Origin of the sequence: Rhodococcus sp. NPDC059969 (genome assembly GCF_042738325.1) — a bacterium.
Lineage (GTDB): Bacteria > Actinomycetota > Actinomycetes > Mycobacteriales > Mycobacteriaceae > Rhodococcus_F.
Genome location: NZ_JBHWUF010000003.1, coordinates 198,162 through 220,761, shown reverse-complemented (window position 1 = coordinate 220,761; position 22,600 = coordinate 198,162). Strand labels below are relative to the sequence as shown.

Annotated in this window: 19 protein-coding genes; 10 read left to right on the top strand and 9 right to left on the bottom strand. The window is 61.7% G+C overall.

Going from position 1 to position 22,600, the window contains the following annotated elements; all coding sequences use genetic code 11:
- Positions 1-53: 53 nt before the first annotated feature.
- Complete coding sequence (locus ACFWAD_RS12575; protein WP_230815619.1) at positions 54-1,007, bottom strand: M56 family metallopeptidase; 954 nt, start codon at positions 1,005-1,007, stop codon at positions 54-56.
- 25 nt (positions 1,008-1,032) lie between these two features.
- Positions 1,033-1,446, bottom strand: a complete 414-nt coding sequence (locus tag ACFWAD_RS12570) for a BlaI/MecI/CopY family transcriptional regulator (RefSeq protein ID WP_003944876.1) — start codon at positions 1,444-1,446, stop codon at positions 1,033-1,035.
- A gap of 189 nt (positions 1,447-1,635) precedes the next feature.
- On the opposite strand from ACFWAD_RS12570, the gene ACFWAD_RS12565 reads away from it, so the two are divergent.
- On the top strand, positions 1,636-4,209 hold the full coding sequence (locus ACFWAD_RS12565) for a bifunctional lysylphosphatidylglycerol flippase/synthetase MprF (RefSeq protein ID WP_378544196.1): 2,574 nt from the start codon (positions 1,636-1,638) through the stop codon (positions 4,207-4,209).
- A 10-nt stretch (positions 4,210-4,219) separates the two neighbouring features.
- Here ACFWAD_RS12565 and ACFWAD_RS12560 read toward each other — a convergent pair whose 3' ends face one another.
- From ACFWAD_RS12560 to ACFWAD_RS12550, 3 genes are read right to left on the bottom strand one after another with little or no spacing between them, the layout of a single operon-like run.
- Complete coding sequence (locus ACFWAD_RS12560) at positions 4,220-5,071, bottom strand: ABC transporter ATP-binding protein (RefSeq protein ID WP_378544193.1); 852 nt, start codon at positions 5,069-5,071, stop codon at positions 4,220-4,222.
- Complete coding sequence (locus ACFWAD_RS12555) at positions 5,068-6,159, bottom strand: iron chelate uptake ABC transporter family permease subunit (RefSeq protein WP_230815623.1); 1,092 nt, start codon at positions 6,157-6,159, stop codon at positions 5,068-5,070. Before ACFWAD_RS12555 ends, ACFWAD_RS12560 begins: the two co-directional genes overlap by 4 nt.
- Positions 6,156-7,616, bottom strand: coding sequence for a FecCD family ABC transporter permease (locus ACFWAD_RS12550; protein WP_378544609.1), 1,461 nt, complete (start codon positions 7,614-7,616; stop codon positions 6,156-6,158). The genes ACFWAD_RS12555 and ACFWAD_RS12550 overlap by 4 nt, the downstream gene beginning before the upstream one ends.
- Before the next feature lie 202 nt (positions 7,617-7,818).
- On the opposite strand from ACFWAD_RS12550, the gene ACFWAD_RS12545 reads away from it, so the two are divergent.
- The gene (locus ACFWAD_RS12545) at positions 7,819-8,601 is read left to right on the top strand and encodes a hypothetical protein (RefSeq protein WP_378544190.1); all 783 of its coding nucleotides are present in this window, start codon (positions 7,819-7,821) and stop codon (positions 8,599-8,601) included.
- 236 nt (positions 8,602-8,837) lie between these two features.
- Positions 8,838-9,266 carry a PaaI family thioesterase gene (locus ACFWAD_RS12540; RefSeq protein ID WP_003945020.1) on the top strand — a complete coding sequence of 143 codons (429 nt, stop codon included), beginning with the start codon at positions 8,838-8,840 and terminating at the stop codon, positions 9,264-9,266.
- A gap of 68 nt (positions 9,267-9,334) precedes the next feature.
- Here the strand turns inward: ACFWAD_RS12540 and ACFWAD_RS12535 are convergent, their stop codons facing one another.
- Positions 9,335-10,750: an NAD(P)/FAD-dependent oxidoreductase gene (locus ACFWAD_RS12535; protein ID WP_378544187.1), complete on the bottom strand. Its 1,416-nt coding sequence runs from the start codon at positions 10,748-10,750 to the stop codon at positions 9,335-9,337.
- 410 nt (positions 10,751-11,160) lie between these two features.
- Between ACFWAD_RS12535 and ACFWAD_RS12530 the strand changes: the two genes are divergently transcribed.
- The 6 genes from ACFWAD_RS12530 (at position 11,161) to galE (ending at position 18,167) form a co-directional block, all read left to right on the top strand.
- On the top strand, positions 11,161-11,958 hold the full coding sequence (locus tag ACFWAD_RS12530; RefSeq protein ID WP_378544184.1) for an ArsR/SmtB family transcription factor: 798 nt from the start codon (positions 11,161-11,163) through the stop codon (positions 11,956-11,958).
- Positions 11,959-12,733: 775 nt separating this feature from the next.
- Positions 12,734-14,821: a glycosyltransferase gene (locus tag ACFWAD_RS12525; RefSeq protein WP_378544181.1), complete on the top strand. Its 2,088-nt coding sequence runs from the start codon at positions 12,734-12,736 to the stop codon at positions 14,819-14,821.
- A gap of 47 nt (positions 14,822-14,868) precedes the next feature.
- On the top strand, positions 14,869-15,141 hold the full coding sequence (locus ACFWAD_RS12520; RefSeq protein ID WP_378446008.1) for a PqqD family protein: 273 nt from the start codon (positions 14,869-14,871) through the stop codon (positions 15,139-15,141).
- A 7-nt stretch (positions 15,142-15,148) separates the two neighbouring features.
- The gene (locus tag ACFWAD_RS12515) at positions 15,149-16,027 is read left to right on the top strand and encodes a hypothetical protein (protein ID WP_378544178.1); all 879 of its coding nucleotides are present in this window, start codon (positions 15,149-15,151) and stop codon (positions 16,025-16,027) included.
- Positions 16,006-17,136, top strand: a complete 1,131-nt coding sequence (locus ACFWAD_RS12510) for a nucleotidyltransferase family protein (RefSeq protein WP_378544175.1) — start codon at positions 16,006-16,008, stop codon at positions 17,134-17,136. Before ACFWAD_RS12515 ends, ACFWAD_RS12510 begins: the two co-directional genes overlap by 22 nt.
- Entirely contained in the window at positions 17,133-18,167 is a 1,035-nt protein-coding gene (galE, locus tag ACFWAD_RS12505; protein ID WP_378544172.1) for a UDP-glucose 4-epimerase GalE, read from the top strand. The genes ACFWAD_RS12510 and galE overlap by 4 nt, the downstream gene beginning before the upstream one ends.
- Here the strand turns inward: galE and ACFWAD_RS12500 are convergent.
- Complete coding sequence (locus tag ACFWAD_RS12500) at positions 18,139-19,119, bottom strand: hypothetical protein (RefSeq protein WP_378544169.1); 981 nt, start codon at positions 19,117-19,119, stop codon at positions 18,139-18,141. The genes galE and ACFWAD_RS12500 overlap by 29 nt on opposite strands.
- A 621-nt stretch (positions 19,120-19,740) precedes the next feature.
- On the opposite strand from ACFWAD_RS12500, the gene ACFWAD_RS12495 reads away from it, so the two are divergent.
- Positions 19,741-20,781, top strand: coding sequence for a diguanylate cyclase domain-containing protein (locus ACFWAD_RS12495; protein ID WP_378544166.1), 1,041 nt, complete (start codon positions 19,741-19,743; stop codon positions 20,779-20,781).
- Here ACFWAD_RS12495 and ACFWAD_RS12490 read toward each other — a convergent pair.
- Both ACFWAD_RS12490 and ACFWAD_RS12485 read right to left on the bottom strand, forming a co-directional pair.
- Positions 20,770-21,243, bottom strand: a complete 474-nt coding sequence (locus tag ACFWAD_RS12490; protein WP_003945009.1) for a DUF5709 domain-containing protein — start codon at positions 21,241-21,243, stop codon at positions 20,770-20,772. The genes ACFWAD_RS12495 and ACFWAD_RS12490 overlap by 12 nt on opposite strands.
- 73 nt (positions 21,244-21,316) lie before the next feature.
- The gene (locus tag ACFWAD_RS12485; protein WP_378544606.1) at positions 21,317-22,522 is read right to left on the bottom strand and encodes a lipase family protein; all 1,206 of its coding nucleotides are present in this window, start codon (positions 22,520-22,522) and stop codon (positions 21,317-21,319) included.
- Between the last annotated feature and the right edge of the window lie 78 nt (positions 22,523-22,600).

The following is a 22,600-nucleotide window of genomic DNA, read 5'->3' as shown; positions in this document are numbered from 1 at the left end:
AGGTAACCCCGCCTGTGACCTGCACTACTACACGTGGTTGCGCTGGTCAAGACTCAGTAGGCGTTGAAAAGCAGGCGAAGTTCCGTGAGCCAGGGCACTGCCACAGCCACGGTGGGCACCACGAGAATGGCGACCGCCCCCAGATACGCGAAAATCGCAATCCGGGGATCGGCATCGTCAGCCGAGAGGCGCTGCACTCGGATGAGCGTTGACGGGCCGCCTGCTGCCATCGCTCCGCGGGGTGCCGTCGATCCGGCACACGCGACCAGTGCCCGCGCGAGGGGAGTGGGACCGGTAGCCCGCACAGCTGAATCGTCGGCGAGCAACTCCACCAGGAGTTGTACCGATCCCAGAGCCGACTTGCTACGGACGAAACGGGGGAACGCGTGGTTGACCGCGGTGAATGCCTCGAGGACCAGATCGTGACGAGCTCGCAGGTGTGAACGCTCGTGCGTCAGGATGGCCTTGACCTCGGCATGATCGAGGTTCTGCAAGGTGCCTTGACTGAGAACCACGCGTTGGCGCAGACCTGGCAGGCAATAGGCGATCGGTTCGTCGACGTCGAGCACTCGCAGATCGGGTGTGCGTTCCACCGACGCGGGCATGGCGCAGTCGTCGAGAAGGTCCACCAACACGCGGTGACGTGCACGGCGACGTCGGGTTCTCACGGCGACCTGGATGACCGAGAAGATCAGCTTTGCGCCGATCAGGAGTGTCAGGGCAAAAACAACCACGTACAGAATCCACAGAGGGAGTCCGAGTGCATCGATTTCGGCCGTCGGGGCCGTCGTCGGCCTTCCGTCAGCGCCGGGAACGAGCAGCTGGCTGGCAATGGCTAGGCCCGAGCTGAATGCCGACAACACCGCAGCGATCGCGACGGCTTGCCACAGGACCAACGCCGCGCGTGGAGCGCGGTAAGGCCACGTGGAGCGGCTCAGGAGTGCGGGTACCGGACCGGCCAGCAACAAGGCAAGCAGTCCGAAAACCAGTGCAGTAGTGGCGTTCATGTCCTACACATCATGCACGACGAATTCAGTTCGGCCTAGAAATTCCGGGCTGCGCAGCCTTTTTCGCGGACTCGCGCACCTCGAGGGCAGCGAGCGCTTCGCGGAGAGCATCTGCTTCGTCTGCATTGACCTGGCCCACGAAGTGAACGAGTGCCGCAGCGCGACCGCCGGACTCCGGAGCCTGGGCGAGAGCGTCGACCATCAGGCTCGCAACCAGTTCTTCGCGCTTGTTGACGGGAAGATAGCGATGCGCGCGATCGTCGCGCTGCTGAATCACCAGATGCTTCTTCGCCAGGCGCTGCAGAACGGTCATGACCGTCGTGTACGCCAATTCGCGATGCGTCGCGAGTGCTTCATGCACCTGTCGCACAGTTTGCGGTTCTGATGTGGACCACAAATGATCCATCACCGCGCGTTCGAGTTCACCTAGACCTGCCATTCTTCGATTCTACGGACTTCCACGACGAAATACGTACTACTGGTAGTAGTAACCGCCTCGGTGGGGGTGTGGTATTGGCCATAGTGATCTGCGTGACGGTTACGGTGGTGAAAGACGACCAAAGTCCCGACAATGAACATGCCCTAATTGGACACCGCCAGTCGATCCGCAGAAAGCAGCCGCACGTAGATGACGATCGACAGTTCGCCGAGCACCGCAGAATCCACATCACGGGCACGGGCAGTCGCGCAGAAAGCTGCCGACATCGTTCGTTTCGGCATTCGCGACGCACCGTTGACGGTCGTTTTACTTCTCACCATGTGGATCCTGGGCGCCGCCACCGGCAGCCTGGTGCACGGACCGTCCCGCGACCTCGAGCACGCGATCGGCGCGGGAATGGGCTCGATCCAGCACGGACGCATCTGGACTCCGCTCACCTCCGCTCTGTGGGCGGGAAACCTGCTCGGGTACATCGGTGCGAGCGTGCTCCTGATCGCGGTCGCTGCGCCCCTCGAGCGGCGCTTGGGGACGCTCAAGCTCGCAATCGCCGGAGCGAGCACCCAAATCCTCGGTGTACTCCTCGGACTCGGCTGGGCATCGTTCGTGAAAGTGTTCGACTCCAACTGGGGATTCCGCCTACACGTCGGCTCCGCTGTCGGCGCGAGCGCGTGGATCGTCGGCGCCGCCATGGCCGCCAGCTCGAACATGGGCACACTGTGGCGTCGACGCATTCGCGTCGGAACCCTGGCTTTGACCATCACCTTGGCCCTGTTCAGCGGGCAGCTTCAAGATGTCATCAGGTTCTTCGCCGCCGTCGTAGGTCTGGTGATCGGCCAGTGGATCGTAGGACGGTCGGCTCGCGGTGAGCGCATCGCCGGGACCCAGCGGGAGGGCCGCGTCCTCGTCGCCATCGTCGTGGCGGCCAGCGCGATCGGCCCGATGATCGCCGCACTGTCTCCGCAAGCGGTAGGTCCACTTGCCGTCCTGCGTGACCTCTTCCGCGGAGTTCCGTGGACCGTCGCCGAGGTTCGAGAACTGTGCGAGGAGTCCGCGTCGGACCCGGACTGCCGGCGAGGACTCCTCGAGCTCAGACTCTCGGGTATCGGGCCGACTCTGCTCTCGCTGATGCCGTCGATTTTTGTCCTGGTGCTGAGCGACGGGCTTCGGCGTGGCCGCAGATTCGCCTGGATTGCGACGGTGTGCGCTCAGGTTGTCCTGCTCGTCCTCTCGATCGGGAACTTCGTCATCAGGTTCGTCGACGCCGTGGACAGCGACAGTCTCTTCTACGGAATCAGCGATCCGAACGTGTACCGGACACTCGTGCCGTTCCTGACGCCGCTGTTCGTGCTGGTCCTCTTGATCTCCACACGCCGATACTTCGACGTGGCGGCCCCGGCCAAGACATACAGACGCTTGGGCGTCGCGATCGTGACGTCGCTCGGGGTCCTCGCCGTGATCTACGTGGGCGGCGGAATGCTCGCCAGGCACGGGTTCGACCGCGAGCCCACTGTCACCATGCTGCTCGCAGACTTCCCGCAGCGCCTCGTACCGCCGGTGTACCTGCAGTTGATCGACCCGCGTCTGCTTCCCGTGGACATCGAGTCGACTTTGCTGTTCGAGTGGACCGGTGTCGTGTTCTGGGGCGTTGCTGCCGTGCTGGTCTTCGTGAGCTTCCTCAAGCCCGTCAAGACCGCTGATCCGAAAGCCGCCGAACGTGCGCGATCGATGTTGCTCGCCGGCACCGGCAGTCCGTTGTCGTGGATGACGACGTGGAAGGGCAACACCTACTGGTTCAGTGCAGACGGTTCGAGCTACGTCGCCTACCGCGTCATCGCCGGAGTCGCACTCACCACGGGTGACCCGGTCGGTCCTCCTGATCGGATGCGCGCAGCGATCGAGGGGTTCGCGGAGTTCGCGTCGTCGAACGGTTGGATCCCGTGCTTCTACTCGGTGACCGACGACGCGCGCACCATTACCGATTCCATGGGCTGGAGCGGCCTACAGGTCGCCGAGGAAACTGTGCTCGATCTGGGCGGAATCGCGTTCACGGGCAAGCGGTTCCAGGACGTGCGCACGGCACTGAATCGGGCGAAGAAGTCCGGGATCACGGCCGAGTGGATTTCCTTCCCGCACGCGCCTCTCGCGATCAAGGATCAGATCGTCGCGATCTCGGAAGAGTGGGTAGCGGACAAGGGGATGCCCGAGATGGGCTTCACTCTCGGCGGACTCGACGAGGTCGACGACGAGGCGGTGCGCTGCCTGATCGCCGTCGACGAGGATCGCACGGTGCACGGTGTCACGTCGTGGCTGCCGGTGCACCGTGACGGCCAGGTCGTCGGCTGGACCCTCGACTTCATGAGGCGACGCTCCGAAGGGTTCCGGCCCGCGATGGAGTTCCTCATTGCTTCTGCCGCACTGAAATTGGAGGAGGAGGGTGTCGAGTTCCTCAGTCTGTCCGGTGCACCGTTGGCAACAATCGCCGCCGACTCCACTACGGACGCAGCCGAACCTGAGGCCACGACCTTCTCGGCGATGATGGACAGCGTCCTCGATCTACTCGGTCGCACACTGGAACCGGTGTACGGCTTCCGATCGCTGCTGGCCTTCAAATCGAAGTTCCAACCCCGGTACGTGCCGATGCACATGACTTTTGCCGATCCGGCCGCGCTACCGAGCATCGGCAACGCGGTCGGGCGGGCGTATCTGCCGACCGTGTCGATCGGTCAGGGATTCAAACTCGTTCGGACGATTCTGGGTCGCTGATTCGCGATCTTCAGGCGGGCTTGGCCGGCCCGCCGACAGCGCCGAAGACGTGTCGGGTGCCGATCGGGACGATCAGGGGCCGATCCGAGACCGGATCGTCGATGACTGCAGCTTCGAGACCGAACACCTCGAGCAGAAGTTCCGCGGAAATGATGTCCTTGGGGACGCCCGAAGCGACGACGGAGCCGTCGCGCATCACGATCAGATGATCGCTGTACCGGACTGCGAGATTGAGGTCGTGCAGAACCATCACCACGGTGCGCCCCATTTCCTCGTGGAGTTGATCCACCAGGTCGAGGACTTCCATCGAGTGCGCAAGGTCGAGGTACGTGGTCGGCTCGTCGAGGAGCAGGATGTCGGTTCCCTGGGCGAGAGCCATCGAGATCCAGGCCCGCTGACGCTGGCCGCCGGACAATTGATCGACCGGCCGATCCGCAAGGTCCGAGACTCCGGTCAGCTCGAGTGCTTCGGCGACCTCGCCCTCGTCGTCCGCAGACCACTGCCGAATCCACGACTGATGCGGGTGGCGTCCACGTGAGACCAGATCGGCGACGGTGAGCCCTTCAGGCGCTACCGGCGTCTGGGGGAGCATGCCGAGGACCCGCGCGACTTCCTTGGTCTTCATCGAACTGATCGCCTTGCCGTCGAGAATGACCGATCCACCCTTGGGCTTGAGTAGACGGCCCAGCGCGCGGAGAAGTGTCGACTTGCCGCAACCGTTGGGTCCGATGACCGTCGTGATCACGCCGGTGGGGATCTCGAGATCGAGTCCGTCGACGATGATGCGATCCCCGTACCCGAGCGTCAGATTCTGCGCGACGAGACGCGAAGGAGCATCGGTGGACTGGGCGATGGTGGTCATGCTGTGACCTTCCGATTGTTACGAACCAACAGGTAGAGCAAGAACGGACCACCCAGTGCGGAAGTCACGATTCCGACGGGGAGTTCCACAGGCAGAATTGTTCGAGCAATGACGTCGCTGCCGACCACCAGTACAGCACCGGTCAGCGCGGAAGCCACGATGGGCGGGCCGGCAGAGCGCACCAGACGCATGGCGACCTGAGGCGCAGCCAGGGCGACAAAGCCGACCGGACCTGCTGCGGCGGTTGCGATGGCGGCCAGCGCCACGGCGGAGAGCAACAGTTTGGCCTGCGACGATTGCAAGCGAACACCGAGTGAGGTGGCGTTGTCGTCGCCCAACCGCAGCGCTCCCATGGTGAACGAGGCGATCACCGCGTAGCCGCCGACCACCGCGACAGCGATGGCTACCGGCCACATCTGATTCCAGGTGGCACCGTTGAGCGAACCGTTGAGCCACACCTGCGCTCGGGAAGCATCGTTTATGTCCGCCGAGATGAGGAGCCATCCCGTCGCTGCCACGAGCATGGCGTTTATGCCGATGCCGATCAGGATGAGGCGGAACCCCTCTACGCCTTTACGCCATGCCAAGGCGTAAATCACCACTGCTGTCAGCAGTCCGCCACAGAGTGCCGCCAACGGAATCCCCAGTGTGGCAAGCAGTCCCACGAACGACCCGCCACCGCCGAGCACGATGAGAGCAACTGCGGCAGCACTCGATCCGGCCGTGATTCCGAGGATGTCGGGGCTGGCGAGGGCGTTGCGAGCGATCGTCTGGGTGACCGCACCGGCAATGCCGAGTGCCATACCGATGAAGAGTGCGGTGAGCGAGCGAGGAAGTCGGAGGTCGAAGACGATCAGGTTCTGTGTCTTGCTTCCATTGCCGAGCAGGACGGAAATGACATCGGGGATCGAGATCGGATAGTCGCCGCGTCCGATGTTGATGCAGAGCAGAAGGAAGAGTGCGACCGCGAGTGCAATGCTCACCGACACCGCGAGTGGACGGTAGACGAGCGAGAATCCACCGATACGAATCGACTTACGGGAGGGGACGGTCCGGGGCAGTACCCGGAGTTCTTGCTTGAGCGTCACAGACTTGCCAACTTCCTGCGGCGTACGAGAGCGATGAAGAACGGAGCGCCGAAGAGGGCCAGGATGATTCCGACCTGCAACTCGCCGGGGCGCACGACCACGCGACCGATGATGTCCGCGGTGATCAGCATGACCGCACCGAGCAAGCCCGCGTACGGGACCAGCCATCGGTAGTCGGGTCCGGTGATGGCCCGGGCCACGTGGGGGACCACCAATCCGATGAACGCGATAGGTCCACACGCTGCAGTCGCGGCGCCGGTCAGCAGGGTGATCGCGATGATGCCGAGTGTGCGACTGAACGCGATGTTCGTTCCCAACGCTTTTGCGACGTCTTCACCCAGGCTCAGGACGTTGAGACCAGGCGTACTTGCCAGGGCGATGACCAAACCGAGTATCAGGAAGGGGAGGACCTGCCAGAGAACGTCGAACCCTCGACCGGACACCGACCCGACTACCCAGAAACGGTAGGCGTCCAGGCTGGTCTGGTCGAGGATGATCACGGCGTTGGTCATGGCTTGCAGGAAGAACGCGACGGCTGCGCCCGCCAGAGCCAAACTCAGAGGACTTGCGCCGCCGTTTCCGATGGAGGACAAGCCGAAGACGACGATGCTGGCGACGAACGATCCTGCAAACGCGAACCAGAGATACTGACTCGGTGCGGTGAAGCCGAAAAGATAGATCGCCATGACTACGAAGAACGCCGCGCCGGCGTTGAGGCCGAGCAGACCGGCATCTGCCAACGGGTTACGCGTGTGTCCCTGAATCAGGGCGCCGGCGATACCGAGTGCGATGCCGACAACAAGACCCAGGATGGTCCGAGGCGCACGCAACGTTCGCACGATGATGTCCGTCTGGGTGCCGTCCGAACTGAAGATGGCGTGGAAGATCTCGGCAAACGTCAGCGGCCGAGCGCCCACCGCGATGCTCGCGAGCATGACGAGCGCGAGAAGTACCGTGAGCACCGCGAGACCGATCAGTCGGCGTCGACGAGTTGCCCCGACGCTGTTGTCGCGCGCGAGTTCCTCGAACCCTTCTTCGCGCGCCGTGCTTTCACGCACCACCTCGATACCGGTTCGATCGAACGGCCTGCGCAGAGCCCGGCGAACACCGATGGGCTGCTTTGTCTTCGCGTCTCGCGTGACCAGGCCTACCCATCCCTTTCCCGAGGTCCGGCCCGTGGCACCTTCGCGGAATCCGAGGTTCCACACAAGGAGACCGACGGCAATGGCTATTGCCGTCCCACCGAATACGGCGCGGTCGGCTTCGCCGCCACCGTTCTCGTCTCGGAGCGACTGAACGATGTACCAGCCGACGAGCAACGGAAGCAGGAACACCCCCGCGTCGAAAATGCCAGCTAGAACACGCATTCGGACAGGAGCCGGGCCGCGCGGCACTATGCGCCGTCCGTACGTCTCGCTGGGTCCTCGGGGATGTCCGTTCCCGAGAGATTTGATCATCGTCACTGGCGGTTCGAGCTCCTGGTCTTTGTGCGCAGGGAATTCGCATCTTAGGTTACGGAACCCTATGTGGGTGTGCTCCCCGCGGGGCAAGTTCCTGTGAATATGCGGTGCCCAGCGTCACAGTTCTTTACTCTTGAATTATGGTGAGGCTAACCTACATTAAGAACCACAAGACAACTTCGGCCGATTGGAGTGCACGGTGACAATCACCTTGACCACCCAGCATGCGGATGTTCGTGAATTCGAACTCCGGTCGAACGCATTGAGCCGCACCAGCGTTCGCCTACGAGCACTCAACCCTGACTATCCGCGTGTCTATGCGGTTGCCGCCATGGCGGGCGAAGGCAAACGGCGCTGGTGGCAGCTCAGCGAAGGCTTGTGTGGGGATCGGGTGCAACAGATGTTCGCCCGGTCACTTCAAGATCTCGACAGTGCTGAAGCTGCCGCGATACAGGTTGCGACGTCGCTCATTCATGCCGTGGTCGGCAGAGTTGCCGCATCCATCGTCTCCGAGGGGTCCGCCTGGGATCCGGGGCTCGAGAACCTGTTCATCCACATGGACAGCGACGGCGGAATCGATTGGGCAGGCGTAGTCGACGAAACGCTTCGTGTGGCACCCAACGGGCGAGAGTGCGGCAGTGACGGCGTCGTCGACATGCCGTGTGAAGAGGCGCTCCTCATCTGGACTGCGCACCGTTGCCTGACGTCGCTGCGCGCCATCTACGACGCCGTGGCCAGATGTGCGCCCGTCGACCAGTTCAGATTCTGGGGACTGGTGGGGGAGTCGATCCTGGGTGCAGCTGCTTATGTCCCCATCCTGGCCGGTGAAGGCGAATCGGTAGCGCAGCGCCGTGGACAGGGCCTGCTCGACGCCTTTGTCGCAGCCGGGTTGCCGGTTCGCGCGCGCCGCAAGGTCTCGCTGCGCCCTCGCTGGAACCAGTTCGACGAAGGGCTTGCTAAATTAGGTCAGCCTTGCCTATGATTGTGGAACACCTCGCGGAGAGTTACACACCGCGAGAGCGGCGAAACTGCCGGACCGCGCCGGAGTCCTGAGGGCTGCAGAGACTCCCGGTCCTTCCCACGGCGGGTTTCACATCGATTGATGTGAAACCCGCCGGTTCTTTTTCCAGACCTGATTCCAAGCTCGAGTTACCTCTCGTGTAATCAAGTAGGGAGTGGCAGCCACACCGGCGCCGGAGAATCACAGATGGAGATGGCATGGTCGACACTGCTGAGACCGCAGAGATGATGAAACGGCTCGGAACGGGCTTCGACGCCACCATCGGCCTCGAATACACCGAACTGAGCCCAGATCGTGTGCGGGCGCAATGGACGGTCAAGCCCACGCTGCACCAACCCGCGGGGATTCAGCACGGAGGCGTCTACTGCTCGGTGGTGGAGTCTCTCGCCAGCGTCGGTGGCACCGTGTGGCTGGGCGAGCGAGGTCACGTGGTCGGCGTCAACAACAACACCGACTTCCTGCGTGCAACGAGGGAAGGCACACTCACCGCAGAAGCCACCCCGATTCATCGCGGACGCACTCAGCAGCTCTGGGAGGTTCGCATCACCGACGAGAACGACAGACTCGTCTCCAAGGGACAGGTTCGCCTCGCGAACATCACCGAGGTGGCGAAGATCGGAAACTGAGAACACGGGAAAGGGTGGCAGTGGAGTTGAACTCCACTGCCACCCTTCGCCGTTCACTCAGGTACTGATCAGCCGGCAGCCTTCTGTTGCTTGCCTGCCGTCTTCTTCGACTCGCCGTTGGAAGCAGTGCCGGACTCGGTCGCTTCCTTGTTCTTCTTCTCCAATTCGCCCATCGCGTTTCGCGCGAAGACCTGCTGCTCGGTGGACGCCATCTGAGCACGGCCACGCCCGAAGAACGTCACAGCCCATGACAAGAGCGTCGAGGCTCGCGAACGGAACCCGACCAAGTACAGAAGGTGAATTGCCAGCCAGGCAACCCATCCGATGAAGCCACTGATCTCGAGCTTGCCCACCTTGGCTACCGCGCTGAAGCGCGAGATCGTTGCCATGCTGCCCTTGTCGAAGTACTTGAACGGAACTCGCGCCGAGGGGGACTGACCATTCAGTTCCGCCTTGATCTGCTTGGCCGCGTACTTGCCGCCCTGCATGGCGACCTGAGCCAAACCGGGAAGCTTGTCGAGCGACATCATGTCGCCGATGACGAAGACATTAGGGTGTCCGGGAAGCGACAGGTCGGGATTGACCATCACGCGGCCGGCGCGGTCGGTTTCTCCGCCGCTCTGCTCTGCGAGCTGCTTGCCGAGAGGGCTCGCCTGAACTCCGGCAGACCACACCTTGCACTGCGACTCGATACGGCGAAGCGTGCCGTCCTTCTCCTTGATGATCAGACCGTCGTTGTCGACGTCGGTGACCATCGCGTCGAGCTGGATCTCTACGCCGAGCTTCTCGAGGGTCTCGGCTGCCTTACGGCTGAGCTTGCCGCCGTACACGGGCAGGACTGCAGGCGCGCCGTCCAGGAGCACAACACGTGCCTCACGCGGATCGATCTTGCGGAAAGCGCCGTCGAGCGTTCGGCGGGAAAGCTCGGCGATCTGTCCGGCCAACTCCACGCCGGTGGGGCCGGCGCCGACCACGACGAAGGTCAGCAAGCGCGCGCGCTCGGCAGGATCGTCCGACAGCTCAGCTTGTTCGAACGCGCCGAGGATACGTCCACGCAGTTCGAGGGCATCGTCGATTGTTTTCATGCCCGGGGCGAACTCTGCGAACTGATCGTTACCGAAGTACGACTGACCGGCACCTGCTGCCACGATCAGACTGTCGAATGGCGTTACCGTGACGCGTTCGAGCAGGCGCGAGGTCACAGTCCGGTTCTCGAGATCGATCGTCTCGACTTCACCGAGCAGTACCTGGGCGTTCTTCTGCTTACGCAGCACGAGCCTCGTAGCGGGAGCGATGTCCCCGACCGAGAGGATGCCGGTGGCAACCTGATAGAGGAGCGGCTGAAACAGATGGTGGGTTGTACGCGCGATCATCGTGATGTCGGCATCGGCTTTTTTGAGAGCCTGAGTGCCGAACAATCCTCCGAAGCCGGAACCGATCACCACTACGCGGTGGCGGTGCGGTTCAACCGACTGGATGCTCATTCCGTACTCCTCGAGTTCTAGGCGACAGTCCTACGGTAGTCCCACCGCGGCCGAGCTTCTCTGCGAGCAGGCCGTCGAACGCAGCAGGGTCCGAATCGATCAAGCGGCCTCGGAGGTGATCACTCCCGATGCGATCGGCTTCGCCGAACCGGGGGTGATCACCACTTTGTCGAGGTGTCGGCTACTGGCGGACCGACAAGATGAACAGTGCGATGCACCCGCCGACGAAAACCAGGATCGACAGGGCCACCGACGCGTACCCGACACCTACTCCAATTGCTGCCCAGTCCATGTGCCCAACCTCTCGTCTGCTGCGATCCGGGATTCAGATCACATTTACCTAGTGACATCACACCTCATCGATCCCCACTTTCGAAACCCGGCACGCCCAACCATTGACATGCAAGTAAATGCTTGCATATTATGAAGTTGTGGACGACCGGATGAATGCAGTGTTCAAAGCTCTTGCCGATCCGACACGGAGGCTTCTTCTGGATCGCTTGTTCATAGCCAACGGTCAGTCGCTCGGCGACCTGTGCGACAGCCTGGACATGAGTCGACAAGCTGTCACGCAACACCTCACAGCGCTCGAGGATGCAAATCTGATCAGCACGGTTCGGCAGGGGAGATCCAAGCTTCATTATCTCAATCCCGTTGCGCTCGAGGAAATTCGAGAGCGATGGATCAACAAGTTCGAGGTACCGCGCCTGAACGCGCTCAGTGCCGTCAAAAAACTCGCGGAGGAAGCCATGACCGACAAGCCCAGCTTTGTGTATGTCACCTACATCGCCAGCACAGCCGAGAACGTCTGGAAAGCACTCACGGATGCACAGGCCACTGCAGAGTATTGGGGACACAGCAACGTCTCCGATTGGCAGCCGGGATCGACGTGGGAGCATCGCCGGATCGACGGCTCGAACATCGCGGATGTAGTCGGCACCGTGGTCGAGAGCAACCCGCCGTCGAGGTTGGTTACCACCTGGGCCGATCCGAACGGTGAACCAGGCGTCGACATCTCGCGGGTGAGTTTTGACATCGAAGCCTTCGGCGCGATCGTGCGCCTGACCGTCAAGCACACCGATTTGGCGGACGAATCGGCTCGCATGGAGGTAGCGGGCGGATGGTCGGCGGTGCTGTCGAACCTGAAGTCCTATCTCGAGACCGGAAACACGCTTCCGGTGGCGCCGTGGGAGATGCCGGTCGGTTGACGGTTGTCGACCACGACAAACGTGTCCCCTGAACAGGAGGAGTTCGCCGTACTTCGGCCCGAATTGTCGGCACGATCCGGTCTCAAATTCGCAAAAAGCCCAAATTCCGGCGCGTTCAGTCTGTAAAGTTGCCAGTTGGATGCTAGCGTTTGCCCCGACATCGGGTGAGGACGACCTCGTCTCGGACGCATGGGAGAAACGCTATGGGCGGCGACGCTTTTCAGAATGTTCCGGTTGATCGGCGCAAGTTCGTCAAGACAGTTCTAGCGGCCTCGGCGGTAACTGTGCCGGTCGTGACGTCGATCAGCCTCGGTGGTGCGGCGCCGGCCTTCGCAGCCGGTGACACGCCGAATCTTTCCGGAGCGCCTAGTCGTGGCCAGCAGAATCCGAATCAACCAGGCGGTGAACAACCGGGCGGGAACCAACCCGGAGGCAATACTCCGGGAGGGAACCAGCCGGGCGGAAACGAGCCGGGCAACCCCGGATCGTCGGGAAGTTCAGGATCGTCGGGAAGTTCGGGGTCCTCGGGTAGTTCTGGTAGTACCGGGAGTTCGGGATCAACTGGTAGCTCTTCAGGTTCGGGTGGAACGACGACCGCAAAACCCACCGGGCCCACTGGGCCGACTGAGCCGACAGAGCCGACCGTCCCGACTGTGCCAACGGTGCCGACCACTCGCACCGAGCCAACCCTTCCGACCGTCCCGACTCTGCCGACGAATCCCACAGAACCCACGTAACCGACACAACGAAATTGGTTCCGAGTGAGCACACGACGATGACAGAGTTCGACGTCGCGCTACACCGCGCTCTGAAGAAGCTTCAGAGCGCGGGCCCAGTCCAGGTGAGGGAGACGCCGCCGCACGGAGAACCGGCTGATCTGACTATCGCAATCGCGACCTACGACGATTTCGACGGGGCGTACTTCACGATCCACTCGATCCTGGTCCATCATCGCGAGATTCTGGACAGAGTCGAGTTCGTCTTGTTGGACAACAACCCCGAGGGGTTGCCGGCGCCTATGCTCGAGTCGTTTGCGGGATACATCGACCGTTTCCGCTACATTCCGTTTACCGATGTTCGATCCACCGCAGTGCGGGATGTCCTGTTCCGCAAGGCAACCGGGAAGTACGTCCTAGTCCTCGATTCTCACGTGATCCTGGCACCTGGATCGCTGTCGGCCCTGCTGGCGTATTTCGATGCGAACCCGGAAACCGACGATTTGATCCAGGGACCGATGCTCTCCCAGGATTCCTCGCATATCGCGGCGACCCATATGGACCCCAAGTGGCGCAACGGAATGTTCGGCTCCTGGGGTGTTGATCCGCGCGCGAAGCAACACCCCGACGTGCCTTTCGAAATTGTCATGCAGGGCCTCGGCTCATTTGCCTGCAGGCGCGAGGCGTGGCCCGGATTGAACTCGCATTTCACCGGATTCGGAGGCGAGGAGGGGTACATCCACGAGAAGTTCCGAATCAACGGCGGCAAGGTCGTCTGCCTTCCGGCATTCGGTTGGCACCATCGATTCGAGCGCCCGGCAGGTGTCCCGTATCGAATAAATTGGGAAGATCGTGTTCACAATTACCTGCTCGGTTGGAGTGAAGTCGGTTGGGACCTCGGCTCACTCCATCGTCAGTTCTCCAGGTACCTCGGTGATTCGTATCCCGAGATTCGCCGCCGTGCCGAACTGAGCGTCCAGCGACCGGAACTGATTTTCGGTGGGGTGATCGTTCTCAGCGATGACAGCCGAGTCGCTCCGTGGCGTTCATGCCTGGCCGAGGCCGAGTCGATCGAACTGACCGTTCACCGTGCGATTCCGTCGCAAGAGGACGGTCCGGAGGTGTGGAGGACGGCGTCCGCGTTGCTCGCCGGAATCGACAAGGCAATTCTGCTGGGATGGAAGTCGGTGGTTTTCCTGGACGAGGAGCGCGTGATCGAACCCGCCCTCGCGTACAAACTGCGGAACATAACCAACGATCTCCCCACCGACGCCGATACTGCCGTTATCCACGCACCCGGCGACAACCTGCCCGGGGCCACACTGATTGTTCGCGCGGCGGCGTACCGAGCTTTGCGGGACGAACTCTCTCGTCTCATCGACGGACCCGCGCCGACCGACTTTTCACTGGCGGCGTATCTGCTCGAGCGGGGCGCAGTCGACGTTGTGCTCGATCGTCCCCTGTCGCCCGCCCGGTCAGTGGGAGAACATGACTCGGATATCGAGGATTCGAACTCGGAACTCGGCGTTGTCGTCGTGAATCTCGACCTCGACATCGACAGATGGAAGGCGTCCTGGCATAGATTCATTCGCCTGCCGGGCGTAGCCGCGGTGGAGAGGGTCTCAGCTTTCGAGGACGTGCTGAATCAGGAAGCGGCCTTTGCCGTCTCGTGGCGTCGCGCGGTCTCTCGGGCGACCGAGAAGGGCTGGGATTCGGTCCTCATCACTGCTGACGACGTCAGTTTGCTCGATGCGGCTGCCTCGATCCTGGACCATGCACGCGAAGAGCTCGATCACCGCGATTGGGATCTCGTCCAACTAGGACACGACCCGAAATCGAGGGACGGAGCTCTGCTCGTCGGTTCGGCACTCTTGCGCACCAGCCCCGAGAACCGTGGTGTCCACGCCGTTCTCGTCCATTCGCGCGCCTTCGAGCGAATTCTCGACGAGATTGCGGATCCGGAGTCAGATCCCGAAGCATTCGGAAAATGGGCGGGTCACTACCGAACTCTGGGCGAGTACCTGGTGGATGCGAGTGCCGGGGGAGCGCTCACGTGCCTGACGGTGGCACCCGGCATCGCCTCCACGCGCAGCCTGATTCGTTCGGGCGCAATCGAATCCGAATACTCACGACGCTTCGCGCTGTGAGACCACCACCAAAACGAAAATCGGATTCGCTGAATCAAGGAGATATCTTGACCGAACTACTCGAAGATGTGAGACCGCAACGCTCTCAGACGGTGGAGAGCAACGACCTCACCGACGGGGTTGTGCTGTACGACAGTTCCAGCGAGGTTGCCCATCACCTCAACCCAGTCGCGACGTTGGTGTGGGAACTGTGTGACGGCCGGACCGTCAGCGAGATCGTCCAGGCTGTGGCGGAGGTGCTCGAGATCCCTGACCACGACGCGCAGTCGGTAGTCACCGAGACGTACGGACAGCTGAGCACCTCGCGTCTGCTGGTGTGAGAATTCCGTGATCGGGAACGACGTACCGCAATTCCGGGCGCACTATCTGTGGGTTGACGCGATTGTGCGCGGTTTCGGCATACCAGAGGTCGGCGTCGTCGAGCATCGGATTGCCAGCCCCTGGCCTGCGGACAACAACGTCGACGTTCGGATTCAGCGGAATCGAGCGACATTCGGTCGCTGGGACGTCACTATCGAATCGACCATCGGTGGGGGCAATGAAATGCTGGTCGGTCTGGCCGGTCTACATCTCGCGGAGAGTGTGTATCGCACGGTGCACCGGGATGTCATGACAGCCGCACAGGCCCAACAGTGGACACGGCTGCACGCCGCTCTGGTCGACTGCGACGGTGTGAGAGTGGCGATCGCCGGGCATTCCGGGGCGGGCAAGACCACCTTGGCGCTCGCCCTTGCCCTGCGGGGTGCACAACTGCGTGCTGACGAAGGCGTCTTCATTCGTGGTACCGACGCTGTGGGCTTACCGCGGCGGGTTCACCTCAAAGCGGGTACGTTCGACGTCCTCCCGGAGATCAAAGCGCACGATTCGCTGTATCTTCCGTACGCCCCGCCGGTGTGGGCATTGGACCCGTCAACCTTGCCGGCCGAACCGAACGTCGACTCGGCGGTTCGCGGAATCGACCTGGTGCTGATCCTCGACGGATGGGACGAGGGTCCGACTCGACTCGCTCCGATGCCCGTATCCCAGGCGATACAGTCGCTGGCCGAGCAATCCGCGTTGTGGTCCGACAATCACGGACTGACCCTGAGAAACATCGCTGCCCTACTCTCGAATGCCCCGTGCTACAGACTGATTCGGCACCACGGCGACACCGGCGCGGACACTGTGGAGGAACTGGTGGCGTCATGCGTGACACCCGGTATCTGATTTCCATGTTGGAACCCGAGTGTGGGGCCGATGTCATCCGCTTGTGTTCACAGCAGGATTGGCCCAGAGTCATCGACGCCGCTGCCAGGCACAAGGTGTTGCCGCTGCTCGCCTCCCGAGCAGTCGAGGCCGGCTTCGCATCGGTCCTGCCTGCGAGCTTCGCGGAAATGCTGTCGGAATCCTCGGCCACCGCATCGAGTCCGGAATTGACGCTGAGCCTTGTCCATCACCGAAACACCATTCGGATCTCGGACCTCGACGCGCAGCGAGTGGAACTGCAAGAGTTGTTACACAGCAACGGATTTCCGACGGTTGCGCTGAAGGGTGCCGCCCTTCTCGAGCGAAGTGTCTGGCCGAACCCGGCAGCACGACGGATGACGGACATCGACCTCTTGGTCGTCGACCCTGCACACGCCGTTCCGGCCAACGAAGCGATCCTCGATTTCGGCTATCGAATGGTCCGCCTGGACGAAGTGGACTCTGACGCCATCGATCACGACGATCATCAGGAACCGGCACTACTTCGCGACGACCGTCATGGCTCCGTCGAAATCCATTCGCACTTGCTTCCGCGGTTCGCCCGTCACGCATTGACCCGAGAGGCCGCGGTCCGAGGAATCAGCGCAGAGGCGAAAGGATCCCGGCTTGCGATTGCCGACGTGACGCTGCACGTCATCGCTCACGCGCGGCTGGCTGATCGGGCCTTGATTCGAGCCGATTTGTCATTGAACAGTGTTTTCGACGTGGGGTATCTGCTCTCTTCCGAACCGGCACTCGCTGTGACGCTATCTCGGCGCCAGTTGCCACGCGATGTCCGTCGGGCTGTGAACGTCCACTGGGCCGCCGTGGAATCGATCTTCGGCGTGAGCACCGGAGTGAGCACCACCACCGCGCGTTGGTGGTGGCAATGGACGTTGTGGTTGGCCGATCGCCCACGTCTGCACTCGCTCTACCGCGACCTGGTCATGGTGCCGCTCTTTCTCGACCGTGATCGGCTCTCGATCCGGGACGGACGGGACCTACGCGGATGGGACTTGGCGCGCGCACGCGTGTCTCACTTCGTCCGTCGTGCGAGGACTGCTGTCGAAGATGCCGGGGGAGCAGCATGAAAGTCCTGATCACCGGCGGAGCGGGGTTCATCGGAAGCACCGTGGCGTCGAGGTGCGTCGACGCCGGGATCGATGTCGTGATCCTCGACAACCTGCTGACAGGCCGTGCCGAATTCGCCCGTCGATTCCCGTTCTACTGCGGCGACATTGCGGACGAGAAATTACTCGACAAGATATTCACCGACCATCCTGATATCGGTGCCACAGTTCATTGTGCTGCCCTGATCGTGGTCGGAGATTCCGTGAGTAGCCCGGCGCGGTACTACGAGAACAACGTCTCCAAATCACTGGCGCTGGTTTCGAGTGTCCTTCGGAACGGGTGTGGGCGCTTCGTATTCAGTTCCTCTGCCGCGGTGTACGCGCCGGGCGAGGGCGGGTGTGTCGACGAATCCTCGCCGATCGAACCGCAGAGTCCCTACGCGCACAGCAAAGCTCAGTTCGAAACGATGCTCGACGACATCGTGGCAGCAACAGATTTATCGGCGATATCTCTCCGCTATTTCAACCCGGTCGGAGCAGATCCGGAACTGCGAAGCGGAACACCATCGGCACACCCGACGCACGCACTCGGAAAGCTCTTCGAATCATATTCGACAGGAACACCTTTCACAGTGACCGGGACGGATTGGCCGACGCGCGACGGGTCCGGAGTGCGTGATTACGTTCATGTCTGGGACCTTGCAGATGCTCATGTTCGAGCACTGCAACGGTTCGACCGGATCACCGCCGATTCATCGGGAATGACTGTCGTCAATCTGGGCAGTGGGCGGGGGACCACGGTGTGGGAGCTGGTTCGCACATTCGAGAATGTGCTCGGTGAAGATATCGACGTGGTCGTTGCCGACCGACGCACCGGTGACACTGCCGGCGCTTATGCGTCGAACGACCGTGCGTTGCGACTACTCGGGTGGGTTCCGACATTCACCCTGGAACAGGGGATCGAGGACACCGCACGGTGGCTGGCCGTGCGGTCGCACTTACTGAATTCGGTGTCGCCGAACGTCAGCCTGTCGGGTCGTCGTCGAGGGTGATGTTGTTGCTACGTAGCCAGAAGGTGGTGTCGGGATTCCACCCGGCGAGCACGGTGGCACCAGAGTTGGACGACAGCGGTATCGCGATGCCTGGAGTGGTCAGGTACGCCATCATCGTCAGGTGGACGGCGTCGTAGTCGTCGGCCACCGAGACCCAATCCGGGATGAACCAGTTGCGGAATTCACCGGTCGTGTCGTACCACACGGAGCGACGTGAAGCGGGCACTGCCAGGGGATAGGTGTCGACCAGTTTCGCCCAGTCCGATGGACCGGCGATTTCATAGATGCGGGGCGTGCCATGGATCCTTACAGGCTGCACCCGAGCCTCGTTCGACGAGCTGTCTTCTTCGAGAAACACTCCGAGGGCTCCGATACCGTCGCGAGTCCTGGTCGTTTCAGTTGTGCCGTTGGCAAATGGGGTGGACCACCATTCGCCTCCGATATGACGGTCCGGATCTGCGTTCTGATACTCCAGAAACTGACGTTCGGTATCGAGCGCCTCAGCGCGCCACTGTTCAAGGCCGTCTTCCGTACGGTAAATCCGCAAGGGTAAGTCCGACCAGCCGTAGATGGGATTTCGCTTCTCAACCAGATGCTGGTTCAGGAGGTCAATCGGCTCGGTCCACCAGGCAGAGTGTGGCGAGCCGAGAAGGGTCCGGGCGATCGGGTGTAATGCCGCAATGACCGCGGGGCGCACGAAGATCAAGTCTTCCTCGTCGGGCGGCTCCCAATAGCGTGCAAAATCCACGGCATACGCGAGACAGTGCAGAATCTCGAGTTCCGACATTTCGGTGATTGCTCGGACGTCAACAGCGTCGAGCACTTCGAGCGCATGCTCGGTCGATTGAGTCCAATGTCTACCGGAGCGTGCGCCGGCGTGGCTCGCGTACCCGACGTTGGCGCAGAACCGACGACCACGCGGTGAGCCGAGGACAAGCGCCACAGAATCCATGTGGGTAAAGCTAGCGGACGAGCTGACGGGGGACGTTCGAATATCCATTACTTGACATAATGTAGATTATCGGCAAATTATCGACCTGGCGATATTTCGGCTTAAGTGCCGTTTCTTGCATTCGCCTTAGGCGCCGCCCGCCCGTGTCGATCTGTCGGTTTCATCTGCCGTCTGTTCGCATATTTCCGTCCGAGATCACTGACTGCCTAGGGCTGACTTGATCTGATCATTGCGACTCGACTGTCGCCGGCCGAGTTGCCAGCGATCGCCATCTGGCCTTGTCGGCGACTGCGGCCGCGCCGAGTGGCCTAGTTGCTCACGAAGCAAGATCGTCCAATAAGCGCTCTGATGTGGATTGATGTTGATGAATGCGGCTCGCCCACTTCCAGCCACCCGCCGTCAATTCGTCACTGTGACGTATTAAGGGCGACAGGCTGGACGCGAGTGCAGTTCCATTGTCCTTGCCACGGACTACTATCGCCGCATGTGTTGTATTCGACCGGCCGCTTCTCATGGTCAGTGGCCGCGATGAGCGACACACCCAAGGTCGTGCACCGGTGGCTCGCAGTGCCAGACCAGTTTGACCGATTCACGCGATTCTTGCGTGACAACGGAATTCTGATGCCGACTCGGATAGGCATCGGCGTATTGGTTCTCCTCCTGGGTGTCACGATTCTGTTGAAGCGACTGGGCACCCACTCGGTACAGACCATCGGATTTCCGTTGGACGTCGTCGTCGCAGTGCTTGTGATGATCGGTGGAATTGCCCTGCCTGTCATTGCGACCAGCCGTGAAAGGTCGTATTTCTTAGTCGTTTCCGGGGACTTCGCTATTGCGGTGATCGTGCTGGCCGAGGCGAATCCGGATCAGCGATTGCTCGGATGCCTCGTCTTCGGGCTCGTCGGCTCGTATGTAGCCTTCTTTCACAACCTTCGAGCCCAACTGTGGCACCTCCTGTGGTCCGGGGCGATTATCGTTGTCGCCAGCATCGGGGTTTTCACGGACGCACCTTCATCAGCCTCAGACGTACTGGGACGCATTGCCTTTGCCATCCCTGTCATTACTGTCATACCGGTTGTCACACAGATTGCTCTGGCTCTCCTGAGCAACGACGCACAAAGCTCCGAACTCGATCCATTGACGGATCTGCTGAATCGGCGCGGATTGGCGCGGCGGACTTCCGAACTCCTACAGGCGAAATCCAGCCTCGATCAGTCTTTGCTGGTTGTGGTGATCGACATCGACAATTTCAAACACTTCAACGACACCTATGGCCACGACGTTGGTGACCGCGTCATCCTACGGACCGCGTACCGACTCCACGACTGGGCCAGATCGGACGCAGCGATCGCTCGCATCGGCGGAGACGAATTCGTCGTCGTTCAGATGATGCCGTTGCCCTATGTGGGCGACTTGCTCGCGCGGATCCACCCCGTCATGAACTCCCCTACAGGCGAACCACTCTCGACGACGAGCATCGGCATAGCCGTACACAACGGCGGCTGGCCGGACGTGCAGGCAGCAGAAAGCGGCCTGCACGATCTACACCGCCTAGCCGATTCAGCGATGTACGAAAGTAAGAGGATGGGCGGAAATCACGTTCATTCCATCGTTCTCACCGATCAGCAGCCACAACAGGTCGGCGGTCGTTCAGTCCTCTGAGTCGTCGATCAGATGCATCGCGGCTTCCTCTGCCGACGCTGCGCCGCCGTCGATTCCGACGTCTCCGGCAATGAGTTCGCTTTCCTCGTCTTCGTATCGGCCCTCGTCCTCGGCAACGAGACGCCCGACACGGCGGTTACCCACTTCGTCACCATTCGGGAATTCTTCTTCCCGTTCGAATTCGTCGGCATCGGCGGGATCCTTCAGCGGATCACCCAGCGACGCGTACGGATCGGGTTCTTCCTCGGCCAGGCGCTCGTCGAGGGTCTCCCCCGCTGATTCTTCGCTACCGGTCAACCCGTGAGCGTCCAGTCCGAGTGGGCGCTCCGGTGGTGAGATTCCCTCGTCGAGAATGTCGTCCACGCCTCGATCGATCAGGGTGTCTTCGGGCTGAAGCTGGTCGTCGGGATCGAGACTGTAATCGCCATTGCCGGCTGCGCCGGTGTCATCCGTGTCGCTCATACGATCAACGATGCCACGAGCACACCGAGTTGGCCATGTGCCGCGCTTGCCCGATACATCACTCCGGATACATTCAGCACGAACGCGGGGCCGGCACTCCGTCGAACCGGTCCTGCAGGTACTCGAACGCGGTGGGCAAGCCGAGGACCGCAGTGGTCAGGTGGTCCGGGCTGGGGAACAGTTGGGATTGAATCGTTGCTCCGGCGGCGCAGTACCTCGAAATGGTGTTGACCACCGAATCGATGGGAATCAGCACGTCGTCGGGCGTGTGCCATTCGAACACCGGGGCGGTCGGTACTCCTGGATAGAGTTCGACGCTGTTGTCGTCCATCACCTTTCGCACCTCAGGACTGGACAACAGGGAAGTCGACGTCGACACCTGGGAAGCACTGCGCCCGGCGCCGACTCTCAGGATGTCGTTGGTGCAGGCATTGGTGAGTTCGGACCGCATCGACCGACCGAGGTCGTTGAGTTGGTTACCGAGTGGCAGGAGGTCGGGATACTCCCGCTCGAGGCCCATCGCTGCGGCGAAGGCGAGACCGAATGCCGGGTGCGGATCTTGCCCGAGTCCATTGGCCATCTTGGACAGATTCATCGGAACGCCGCCTTCGGCTACACCTACGAGGTTGACCTCGGGTGCGTAGGTCGGCGCCAGTGCAGCTGCCCACGCGGTGGCCATACCGCCACCGGAGTATCCAGCGATGCCGACTGGGCTGGCGCCGCTACGCAATTCGGGGACTTTCTGGACGGCGCGTATGCCGTCGAGCGTGATCTGTCCGCCCAGTCTTGCGGCGCCGTATGCGCTGTTGGGTCCGAGATGGTCGGGAAGCGCGATAGTCCATCCGCGCTGCAGAGCGACGTTGAGGATGGGTGCTTCACGGATGACGATGTTGGGATCCGATGCGTAGAGCGCTCGCGATGGCGCACAACCTGTTCCGAGTGCGTTGACGATGTGCTGATAGGAGAGCAATGGGCCGTCTTGCGCTTGGTTCGGCGGGACCAGGATCGTGCTGACCGCGGCAATCGGCTTGTTCTCGGAATTCGTGGACCGATAGCTGACCTGCCAGATCGCGACGCCAGGAAAGGTCATCAGATCGGGGGCTCGCCGTACGGAGATCGGCGTGCCGGCGCTGCCCTCGGCTGCTGCCTGCGAATAGAACGGGTCCGGGTCCGGTGCGGGGTACGCGGGATCTGCCTGTGCGGTCCACCCGGAGAGCAGTGTGGCGGTCAGTGCCGCGGCAGTCAGCATCGATCCGGTAAACACGCGTTTGGTTCGCAGTTTCAATGTTTTCCCCTCGTCCGGACCCACGCGGGATCCATCACCCTGTGTGTTTCACTCATACCCATGTCGAACCTG

What these genes read in the sequence shown, in the direction of transcription:
- ACFWAD_RS12575 (WP_230815619.1), bottom strand. Translation starts at nt 1,007, where the DNA reads ATGAACGCCACTACTGCACTGGTTTTCGGACTGCTTGCCTTGTTGCTG.
- ACFWAD_RS12570 (WP_003944876.1), bottom strand. Translation starts at nt 1,446, where the DNA reads ATGGCAGGTCTAGGTGAACTCGAACGCGCGGTGATGGATCATTTGTGG.
- ACFWAD_RS12565 (WP_378544196.1), top strand. Translation starts at nt 1,636, where the DNA reads ATGACGATCGACAGTTCGCCGAGCACCGCAGAATCCACATCACGGGCA.
- ACFWAD_RS12560 (WP_378544193.1), bottom strand. Translation starts at nt 5,071, where the DNA reads ATGACCACCATCGCCCAGTCCACCGATGCTCCTTCGCGTCTCGTCGCG.
- ACFWAD_RS12550 (WP_378544609.1), bottom strand. Translation starts at nt 7,616, where the DNA reads ATGATCAAATCTCTCGGGAACGGACATCCCCGAGGACCCAGCGAGACG.
- ACFWAD_RS12540 (WP_003945020.1), top strand. Translation starts at nt 8,838, where the DNA reads ATGGTCGACACTGCTGAGACCGCAGAGATGATGAAACGGCTCGGAACG.
- ACFWAD_RS12535 (WP_378544187.1), bottom strand. Translation starts at nt 10,750, where the DNA reads ATGAGCATCCAGTCGGTTGAACCGCACCGCCACCGCGTAGTGGTGATC.
- ACFWAD_RS12530 (WP_378544184.1), top strand. Translation starts at nt 11,161, where the DNA reads ATGCTTGCATATTATGAAGTTGTGGACGACCGGATGAATGCAGTGTTC.
- ACFWAD_RS12525 (WP_378544181.1), top strand. Translation starts at nt 12,734, where the DNA reads ATGACAGAGTTCGACGTCGCGCTACACCGCGCTCTGAAGAAGCTTCAG.
- ACFWAD_RS12510 (WP_378544175.1), top strand. Translation starts at nt 16,006, where the DNA reads ATGCGTGACACCCGGTATCTGATTTCCATGTTGGAACCCGAGTGTGGG.
- galE (WP_378544172.1), top strand. Translation starts at nt 17,133, where the DNA reads ATGAAAGTCCTGATCACCGGCGGAGCGGGGTTCATCGGAAGCACCGTG.
- ACFWAD_RS12500 (WP_378544169.1), bottom strand. Translation starts at nt 19,119, where the DNA reads ATGGATTCTGTGGCGCTTGTCCTCGGCTCACCGCGTGGTCGTCGGTTC.
- ACFWAD_RS12495 (WP_378544166.1), top strand. Translation starts at nt 19,741, where the DNA reads ATGCCGACTCGGATAGGCATCGGCGTATTGGTTCTCCTCCTGGGTGTC.
- ACFWAD_RS12490 (WP_003945009.1), bottom strand. Translation starts at nt 21,243, where the DNA reads ATGAGCGACACGGATGACACCGGCGCAGCCGGCAATGGCGATTACAGT.